This is a genomic window from Halomonas sp. BC1 (assembly GCF_002078135.1).
Lineage (GTDB): Bacteria > Pseudomonadota > Gammaproteobacteria > Pseudomonadales > Halomonadaceae > Vreelandella > Vreelandella stevensii.
In genome coordinates, this window is record NZ_LFGS01000004.1 from 370,225 (window position 1) to 379,104 (window position 8,880).

The window sequence follows — 8,880 nt, forward strand, 5'->3', positions numbered from 1 at the left end:
ATATTAGTCACATCATCAACTAACACATAAGATTGCCTGGGTATAACTTCACCTTCGAAAGAAGGTCTCAACGACATACGCTCCATAGGGTCGGCACCTGTGTGGTAAACCCTCTCTACTTGAACGATGTCACTTTCTGCTTGCCCACCTATCAAGTTAGCACAGGCGCTAGCTAGTAATGGAGGGATCGCGTTATCGCCAGCGGCTTCTCTTGCAAAAGGTGACACATATACCACATCTTCAGAGAATTCACCGCGAAGGCGATAGAGGAATTCCCTCGCCAACTCCCATACCAGTTCAAGAGCAGCCTCTTCACTCCCTTGTTTGGCAGAAAAATAGGCAGGATGCCGTTTGATTTCCGAGTCGAGTGTGTAGAGATGGTAATGCTTTGCTGATGCCGGAAAGCCATAAATTCTATCCATTACACTGCTCTCCGAACCTCAATCCAGTTTCAGCTTAGCACATTTGCGGTGGTGGCATCACCAACCTACGGCTTAACGAAGGTAGGCTGACTTCGCGTTGTCAACAGCGTAGCACCAAGCCGATCCAGCTAACAGGTCTCGCTATCCTCCGGCATCTGTGTATCCGTACCGGTGGCCTCGAAACGGTCGAGGGTATGTTGGGTATCGTCGATGACACCTTGAAGCTCGTCGATCAAATGCTGATGTTCGTCTGGCGTCATGCCCGCTCCGCTCACCACTCAAAGAAATGAGGAAATGAAGGTCTTTCCCCGACAGCCCCTCCTTATTCACCCAAATACAGATAGAATTGAACACCCATTTCCAAGCGGCTCCATGAAAACTCTCTTGGCATCTACAACAATACACCTATTGGTTATCTCGACTGGCCTTATGCCAGCGGAGGCCTTTCCCGTAACCCATTCTATCAGGTCTACCTCAGCCAAATCTTTCACTGCAACAACAACCAACTTCCCTTGCCTTCTCTTAGCGAGAATCTTGTATGACTTTTCGAACATGCTACCCCCAATTAAAACGGGGCCTTCGGCCCCGTCGATAATCACCACTTCAACCTTTCGGCCAAGCGTTAGGCTAAGCCTCAGATTAACCCAGCAGAGAAAGAACGTTCTGCGGAATCTGGTTGGCTTGTGCCAGTACGGAAGTGCCGGCCTGCTGCAGGATCTGCGCGCGGGTCATGTTGGCGACTTCCACCGCGTAGTCGGCATCCTCGATGCGCGAGCGGGCGGCGGAGAGGTTGGTGGAGTTGGTGTTGAGGTTGACGATGGCATCCTCGAAGCGGTTCTGCACCGCACCCAACTCGGAGCGCAGGCTATCGATAATGTTCAGGGCCTCATCAATGAGCGCAAGAGGACCATCGGTCTCACTATCAAAGTCAGCGTCAACGACAGTAAAACCCGCCAGCCCAAGCGCCGCAGCATCAGCCGCTTCCAGATTTACGGTAATAAATTCTCCATCGTTGGCACCGACCTGGATGTTGATGGAATCAGTGCCAGGGGCGAGCACCTCGACACCGTTGAAGGTGGTCTGATTGGCGATACGGTCGATCTCCTCCAGACGCTGAGTGATCTCATCCTGGATGGACTTCAGGTCCTCCTCACTGTTGGTGCCGTTGGCGGCCTGCACGGTCAGCTCACGGATGCGCTGGACGTTGTCGTTGATCTGGTTCAGGGCGCCTTCGGCGGTCTGCACCAGCGAGATGCCGTCGTTGGCGTTGCGCTGGGCCTGGTTGAGGCCGTTGATCTGGGCGGTCATGCGGTTGGCGATGGCCTGACCGGCGGCGTCGTCCTTGGCACTGTTGATACGCAGGCCGGAGGACAACCTCTCCATGCTGGTCTGCAACGCGTTTTGTGACTTGCTCAGATTGGACTGGCCAATCAGGGACGTGATGTTGGTATTGATCACGGACATGTGATGTTCCTTCCTGTGTTGAGGGCTCCATTGACGGGCCCGCTGAACCTTTCGTTCGACCCAGCTTCTCGGGCCTGCCATAACGGCGCCGGTGGCCGTTACCCTATATAACGGCACCCTGCGCAAAGACTTTAGGGTGAGAAGGAAAATTTTTTACCGCAGTGGCTAGAGCAACGCCTTGAGGTCAGCCTGCAACGACTCGGCAGGCGTTTGCCGCCTGCGATCCCCAAGTTCAAGCGCCTTTGGCTCTTCCGCCTGCTGCCAGGCAGGACGAAACCGGGCGGGAATAGCCCCCAAAAGGGCATCGCTTTGAATAACGCCCGCCAGTGGCGGCGTTGCCGAGGGGCGGGGGAAGCGCGGTTCCAGCAGCGTGACCAGCACCTGATCATCGGGGTGGCGAATGGCTCGCCCCAGCCCTTGGCGCAGCTTATGCAGGGTACGCACGGTGCTTTTGCGGTAAAGCATTCCGCTGGCCATGGCCGCTGCCCGCTCACTATCCAGGCCACGGCGTTGCAGCAATTGTTCGACCAAACGCTGTTCCACGGCGCTGCGTGCCGCACGCGGGTTGCGCAGTACCACCAGATGCGACCAGTAGGCGCTATTGCCTTCACGAGTGGGCGAGAGCCCTTCCCAGCCTGCCGGGGTGAGCAGAATGCTATCACTCTCCAGCGTTGCCACCAGCTCGCTTAATCCCTGGCCCAACTGATGCGCTACCAGGCGGTGGCGCTGTGTATCCGGCCAGGCATCCACCAAGGCTTCGACATCGGCGTAGCTGGCACACAGCACCAGGGTACGCCCCGGCTGATCGAGCAAATACGGCAGCACACGCTCTATATAGTCTTCGTCCAACCGGTAGCCACCACCCTGCAGCTTGGCAATCGGGTGCGGTAACCCCTGGGGTAGCCGAAAACGCAGTTCACCAAAGTGTTTGGCCTGAAAGCTGACCTGCTGGCCACTGCGCTTGCTGGTGGTGGGTAGCTGCAGGCGGCTGCGCATATAACGAAACTGCGGCGCCTCGCCTGGCGCATGGTCGAGATCAGAGAGGGTGGCGGAGGTCAGCAGTGTGGCACGATCACCCACGCCATTGCGCAGGCTGGAGGCCGCGCTGGGTGAATGGGCGACGATGCCCGGCAGCCCGCGCACCGGTGAGTAGTCCAGTACCAGGTAACGGCTGGCTTCACGCAGCCGAGTGGCGATGGTTTCGGCACTGTGGCGTACATGCAGCCACTCCCGCCATAGCGCCGGATCGTGAGCCGATTCCCGTGGTCGCCGCTTGAGTAGCGCCTCAATGGCGCCTTGAAGCTGGGCGCTTTGCTCATCGCTGATACCGTGAGCGCTGCCGGCACGCTCGGCATCGGTGAGTGACGCCAGCAGTGCCTGCCACTCGGCAGCCGCAGGATGCTGTTTCAGTAGCGTGAGCAGACGCACGGTGGTCTGTAACGATAGCCGTTGGCTAAGCAGCTCTTCGGCCAGTTCGGGGTAATGCTCGGCCTCATCGAGCAGCAGTACATAGGGCGAGGCCGCCTGGGTGACGCTCCCCTGGGTGACCAGATCCACCACCAGCAGGGCGTGGTTGATGATCAGGATATCGCTATTTACCGCTTCATTGAGCTGGGCCTCCAGGCTTTCCGGCAAGGGGTCGTCGCGCCGCAAGGCCAAGTCCGATACCTGCCACCCCTCCGGTAACCAGGCGGGATCGAGGTCGAGCAGGCAACCATCGCTCTCCAGTGCCCAACGCACCAGTTGCCGCAAGTTGGCGGGTAGGTGGCGATCCTTTTGCGCCGCTTCCAGGCTGATCGCCCCCAACTGCAGGGCCAGGCGCTCGGGGCTCAGGTAGTTTTCACGGCCCATGCGCAGTTGAAAACTGAGTGCCGGCAGCTCGGCGCGAGTAAGGTAATCGCGCACGATGGTGAGGTTCTCCGGCTGCAGCAGTTGCCGCTGCAAGGCGCGGGAGTGGGTCGAGATCACCGCCCGGCGGGCGGCCTGCTTGCCGCCCATGCGCTTACCCTTGGCGACCCAGTCAGCGAGTACCAGCTGGTAGGCCAGTGATTTGCCGATGCCGGTATCGCCTTCAACGAAATGCACCTGGCCTTGCGCCTTGACGCCGTCGAGCAGTGCCTGGGCATAAGCCACCTGCACCGGGTTGTGTTGAAAACCGGGGCGTTGGGGCAAGACGTTGGTGAGGTAGTCGATAACCGGATGCATGAACACAGGTATTGGAGAAATAGCGGGCCAGATTAGCATATCGCCCCAGCAGCGCCGGGGCGATATGACTCCCGCAGGGGCGGGATCAACAGACGTTCCATCGAGGTCTGCAGTGCGTTGCTAACACCTCCGCAAGGGCGGAGACGGCCATGGTAGCGCACTTGGCAGGTGGTTTCACTATTGCTGGAACAGCAGGCCCATGCCGTAAGTACGTAACCGCGAGAGCCCGCCGAGCCAGGCCAGCGCGGCACGTTGCGGGTCGGTGACGGTGAGCTGTGCGCTGACGTGTACGACTTCATGCCAGGCGGCCAAGCCAGTACGCTGTTGCCAGCGACCTAGCGGCAGGCAGTGAATCCGATCAGGCTGTGCGGTCAGTCCATGGCGCATCAAGCGCTCGCTGAGCAGAGATTCCCAGCGCTCACGGGGCGCAGGCACATGGCGACTACGCGGCAACCGCTCCCCCTGCGGCGATAGCCGTGTGGCGACACTGGGCACCCACAGCCACTCCAGGCAGAGATCAGCACCGACGGTAAACGCCTGTTGGCGTTGATAGGCGCCAGGGAATGGCCGGTCAGCTCTGAGGGTCAGCAGATGGCGATCATCATCGAGTGCATCGAAGCGAAACAAGAAGGGACGTTCACCCTGGGGATAGTGAGTATCGCCGGTAAACAGTCGCCAGGCGGTGCGGTGGTAGTCGTCCAGGGTGGGAGCTTGCCCCGGCGCATGGCCGGGGTGGCAGAGCACAGCGGCCTCGAAGGTGTGAACCGTCATGGTGTTCAAAACAGCGATCCTTGCCGTTGTGTTTGTGGGGGCGCGGGTGTCAGGTAGGCTTCAAGGGCTGACAGGCGTGGCATCACTTCACGCAGCACCGCAGGTAAACGCAGCCGGTCGAAGGGGTCGGTCGGTAGCGCCATCAATAGCGCACGGGGGTCGGGTACCTTGCCAAGCCAGGCATCGAAAGCAGCATCGTCACGCTTGCCCCGTGCAGCATCCGTAATCGGCTTCCAGAACACGAGGCGGTCAGCCTGGTTGGTTAGTTCCAGGGTTTTCAACACCTGTGCCGTTTCCAGAATCGCCTGCAGGTCTAGCGGCGTGACACCTTGCTCACTGTTGCACCACACTTCTTTCAGCGAGGTGGTTGCCAGCAAGCGCCGCATCAAAATATCCGCTTTGCGGCCCCAGTTCTCGATATAGACGAAGCCCTGTTCCAGGGGGCGCTCTCCCGGCGCAGAGAGGGCACCGGCAATCAGTAAATCGAGCAATCGAGCCAGTGGTTTATCGGTACTCAAGCGGCCCTGCTGCCCCCACTCGCCCTTTTTGTACTTGGCGTGCAGCTTGGGCGGCAGGGTCAGATAAAGCTCGTTGCGCGGCGTGATGATGCCCCCCGAGCCTACCAGCATGCCGAGCTTGCCGTAGATCGGTGTGGTGGTGTTGCCAGTGTGGTTATAGCGTTCCAGACCCAGCAGGCGTTCACTCGGAATGCGCGGGGTATAGCAGGTCAGGCATACCTGCTCCGGCTCACCGGACTTGCCGTAACGGTATTCCGCTGCCTGAAATGGGGCTTCCACCTCACTCCAGCGGCGGTTACAGCAAGCGCAACTGGGGGTATCCGGGGTAAAGCGAGAAAACTCGGCCCCCACGCGCAGCTCGTGGGTGGCGGCAAACAGACGCTGGTAAGCAAGATGGCGGCTCATGCCAGGATCTCCCGCAGAATGCGCGGCGGTCGAAACACGGGTTCATCCGTACCCCAAGGGGCCATTCGTAATGTGTCAGTCAGCGGTGAGTAGGCCATGCCCGTATGCTCCTCCGCTTGCCGCCAGGGGCGCTGCCGCCAGCGCTGTTCAGTGCTGGGAGATACACTGGCCACACTGATCATGCCTTGGCCGTGGTTGTGTCCGATGCCGATTTGCGGCAGCTCTTGCAATAGGTTGATGCAGGCATCCGGATCGCCTTCGGCGTAAAACAGCACGTAGGGGCTCAGCAGCGCCTGATGGTGGGTCATTTTAGGTGCCCAGTCGCCACCATCAATGCGCAACGCGGCGCGCACGTTGCGCGCCTGCAGCAGCGGCAGACGTTGGATATGCCCGATCTTCGCCTGCGGTTGCGCTTCCAAGCCAGCGTGCGGCGTCACGCCGAAAATCAGTTGTGAAGCGCGGTAGCCGCCGCGTGCCTTATCGAAGAGCAGCGGCAAGGTGTGGTAGCACGACCAGTCGAGCGCCCGCCGACAAGCGGCTTCTTGCAGCAGGGTATCGAGCCGGGGTACGACCAAGGGCAATATCAGCGGGGTGTGGAGTTGCAGCAGCAGGCGAAAGGCCTGTGCCCGCGCCGCAGGTATGCCCTTGGGAGAAGGGGGCTCACGCTCGCTCACTTGCGTGACTTCCACTGCTTACGGGCCTCCTGGCGGGTAGAGAGTGTAAAGTCGTATTGCGGCAGTGCCTGGGCGAATGCCTCCCAAGCAGCTTCCAGCGGTTCACCGTCAAGTTCGATGCCCATGTCATCCAGCCGTACCTGACCTATCGCATTGGCCCGACGCTCCCCTGCTGCCCGCTGTAGTACCTCCCACTCAGCGCTGATCGCGCCAAAGCCGGTCGCCAGATGCCCGCCCAGGCGTGGGCGCTGGGAAAACTCGCCCAAGCAATGCAGCAACAGGCCCAAGGACTCCGCTGAGCCTTCGATGATACGCAGGCGGCTCTGTAGCTGGCTGCCCGGCGCGATGGCCTCAACGCCCTGGATCGGATGCTTGATCGATTCTTCCGACCCCTCCCGTGCTTTGCGGATCTCCTTTTCCTGAGCTTCCAGTTCCTTGATCTGCGTGCTGATTTCCTGCCTGACGGTGCGGTCGTCGCTATTGCGTGAGCGTTCCCGTAATTCGCGCACTTGAGCACGCAGCGCCTCAATCTCTACCATGCTCTCGCGGGCACTGCGCAGCTCAGTGAGTAGCGCTTCATGCTCGGCTTCATCCAGGTATTGAGCCAACTGCGGGCTATGCTCAAACTGGTCGTGACGCACGCCTTGCCCCGCCGTGATCAGGTTATCGCGTGAGGTCAGTAGCGCCCCGACTTCCAGATAGCCGGCCAGCTTCCAGCGTCCGAACAGGCTGAGAAAAGGATTGGCGGCACGAAGAAACGCCTCGGCGCGGGGATCGTGGGTGCCGCCTTCCTCGCTATTGACCTGGCGGGTGATATCCACCCCTTCGCCCAGCATGTACATCTCGGCACGGTTGAAGATGCCATCCAGCGGCTTGCCGTGTGCCTTCGCCAACTCACGGATCAACATGGTCAGCCCCGCCTTGCGCAACGGGCCACGCAACGTACCGCCATTGAGAAACACCTGGCCATGCGGCGTACGCGGTAGACGCTGCTCCATGCCAACGTAATCCACCGTGATCGGCGCCTCGGCAGTGATGAGGCCAGAGAACTGGTAAGCGAGGGGTTGGGGCATGCAGATGTTCCTGAAACGGCACGGATGATGCGGCATATCCTACCACGCTCACCATCGACAAATAGCCCCGTGCTGAGCGCAGCCGCTGCGTTGCACTTTTCCCTATAGAGGCGGCTCCTCGATACCCAAAGATTGGGAATTAAAGTTAAAGAAAAGCCATGTGTTGCCGATGACAGGGGTAGAGGTGGATGTTTTCAAGTTTGAGCCGAGAATATCCGGGGGAAATGGCAATAACAAGCGAGGTAATCCAGATGGTAGATGAATTCATTGATGCATATTCTGATGATCAGATATACTTGGAACTCATCGAGGAATTGGTAAACGACCACCCTGTGGAAAGCAAAATCCCTGATAGTATCAAGTATTCATCATTCTGCCGCTTATGGATAGTCATGATGGTTGGCAGCATTGAGATGATAATTAAAAGATGGGCCATTCCAGAGCCTATGATGTCTGATATAGCATCATACTTTGAAAGCGGATCAAATGAAGAGCGCTTGGAGCGTCTTTACAAAGCGCTTGAGATTCGCGGATTGAAGCCAGCTCGCAAATGCTTTAATGACTATTTGGCGTGTAAATACATCCGGAACGCCTACGTACATGGCGAATGGAATGAAAATCAGCGAACATATGTTGAAAATTGCGGGTTGCCTTCTACCACGATGAGCTTCACTTCAGAGCATTATGAGCGGGTAAAAGGATGCTTTTACCACCTAATGAATAGACTGGGGATGGCAAATGCCATTAATACTGAAACCAAGTTGAGGATCGGCAGTTAGCTATAACAATCAATGTTGCAGCGATGGTCTTTTTCGCGCGGCTTCGCCTGCTCTATAAAGACGCGCATACTGCGACCATTAAATGAGTACAGATTAGACATCTGATTATATAAAAAGCAAGAAAAAAATAACAGATCGCTTAATAAGCATGGTGACTCTCACTGCGGAGCCACCATGGCTTTTAGGTCCTGCCTCGAATCGAGCCCGACTTGTTAAAGCCACCCTCGCTCGGCCAATGACTCACAACCTTCGCTTCCCACCACGATGTGGTCAATGACTCGCACCTCGACAAGTTCCAGTGCCTCCTTGAGCCGTTGAGTGATGCGTCGGTCCGCATTGCTGGGTTCGGGGTCGCCTGAAGGATGGTTATGCACCAGGATCACTGCCGCAGCGTTGTATGCCAGGACTTTCTTGACCACTTCTCGCGGATAGACACTGGCCGAATCGATGGTGCCTCGGAATAGCTCCTCGAAACGGATGACGCGGTGTTGGGTGTCGGGATCTAGCGTCAGTAAAAAGAATCAGACGAGTTTCAATCATGGGGAAGCCTGGCTTATGGGAAGCCTGGC

The 8,880-nt window shown here is 58.2% G+C and carries 10 protein-coding genes and 1 pseudogene; 1 reads left to right on the forward strand and 10 read right to left on the reverse strand.

All coding sequences use genetic code 11. The annotated features are described in order from the left end of the window. The 9 genes from B7L72_RS18450 to B7L72_RS03315 all read right to left on the reverse strand — a co-directional run. On the reverse strand, positions 1–422 hold a 422-nt coding region (locus B7L72_RS18450), incomplete at its 3' end, for a hypothetical protein (protein WP_446718537.1). Positions 423–550: 128 nt separating this feature from the next. Beyond that, positions 551–682, reverse strand: coding sequence for a hypothetical protein (locus B7L72_RS18845; protein WP_254893746.1), 132 nt, complete (start codon positions 680–682; stop codon positions 551–553). Positions 683–748: 66 nt separating this feature from the next. Further along, complete coding sequence (locus tag B7L72_RS03285; protein WP_081136166.1) at positions 749–1,021, reverse strand: hypothetical protein; 273 nt, start codon at positions 1,019–1,021, stop codon at positions 749–751. Positions 1,022–1,061: 40 nt separating this feature from the next. Beyond that, positions 1,062–1,886 carry a flagellin N-terminal helical domain-containing protein gene (locus B7L72_RS03290; protein ID WP_081192529.1) on the reverse strand — a complete coding sequence of 275 codons (825 nt, stop codon included), beginning with the start codon at positions 1,884–1,886 and terminating at the stop codon, positions 1,062–1,064. A 165-nt stretch (positions 1,887–2,051) separates the two neighbouring features. Further along, complete coding sequence (locus tag B7L72_RS03295; RefSeq protein WP_081192531.1) at positions 2,052–4,130, reverse strand: helicase C-terminal domain-containing protein; 2,079 nt, start codon at positions 4,128–4,130, stop codon at positions 2,052–2,054. Positions 4,131–4,268: 138 nt separating this feature from the next. Continuing rightward, positions 4,269–4,871 (reverse strand): type I-E CRISPR-associated protein Cas6/Cse3/CasE, encoded by a 603-nt coding sequence (locus B7L72_RS03300; RefSeq protein WP_081192533.1) that lies wholly within the window; start codon positions 4,869–4,871, stop codon positions 4,269–4,271. Beyond that, the gene (locus tag B7L72_RS03305) at positions 4,868–5,785 is read right to left on the reverse strand and encodes a hypothetical protein (RefSeq protein WP_081192535.1); all 918 of its coding nucleotides are present in this window, start codon (positions 5,783–5,785) and stop codon (positions 4,868–4,870) included. The genes B7L72_RS03300 and B7L72_RS03305 overlap by 4 nt, the downstream gene beginning before the upstream one ends. Further along, positions 5,782–6,474: a hypothetical protein gene (locus B7L72_RS03310; protein WP_081136173.1), complete on the reverse strand. Its 693-nt coding sequence runs from the start codon at positions 6,472–6,474 to the stop codon at positions 5,782–5,784. The genes B7L72_RS03305 and B7L72_RS03310 overlap by 4 nt, the downstream gene beginning before the upstream one ends. Continuing rightward, positions 6,456–7,532 carry a hypothetical protein gene (locus B7L72_RS03315; RefSeq protein WP_081192537.1) on the reverse strand — a complete coding sequence of 359 codons (1,077 nt, stop codon included), beginning with the start codon at positions 7,530–7,532 and terminating at the stop codon, positions 6,456–6,458. Before B7L72_RS03315 ends, B7L72_RS03310 begins: the two co-directional genes overlap by 19 nt. Positions 7,533–7,720: 188 nt before the next feature. Here B7L72_RS03315 and B7L72_RS03320 point away from each other — a divergent pair, with 188 nt between their 5' ends. Beyond that, on the forward strand, positions 7,721–8,311 hold the full coding sequence (locus tag B7L72_RS03320; RefSeq protein WP_139788421.1) for a hypothetical protein: 591 nt from the start codon (positions 7,721–7,723) through the stop codon (positions 8,309–8,311). A gap of 212 nt (positions 8,312–8,523) precedes the next feature. Here B7L72_RS03320 and B7L72_RS03325 read toward each other — a convergent pair. Next, positions 8,524–8,808 (reverse strand): annotated as a pseudogene (locus B7L72_RS03325) (JAB domain-containing protein); the annotation flags it as partial. Positions 8,809–8,880: the final 72 nt, after the last annotated feature.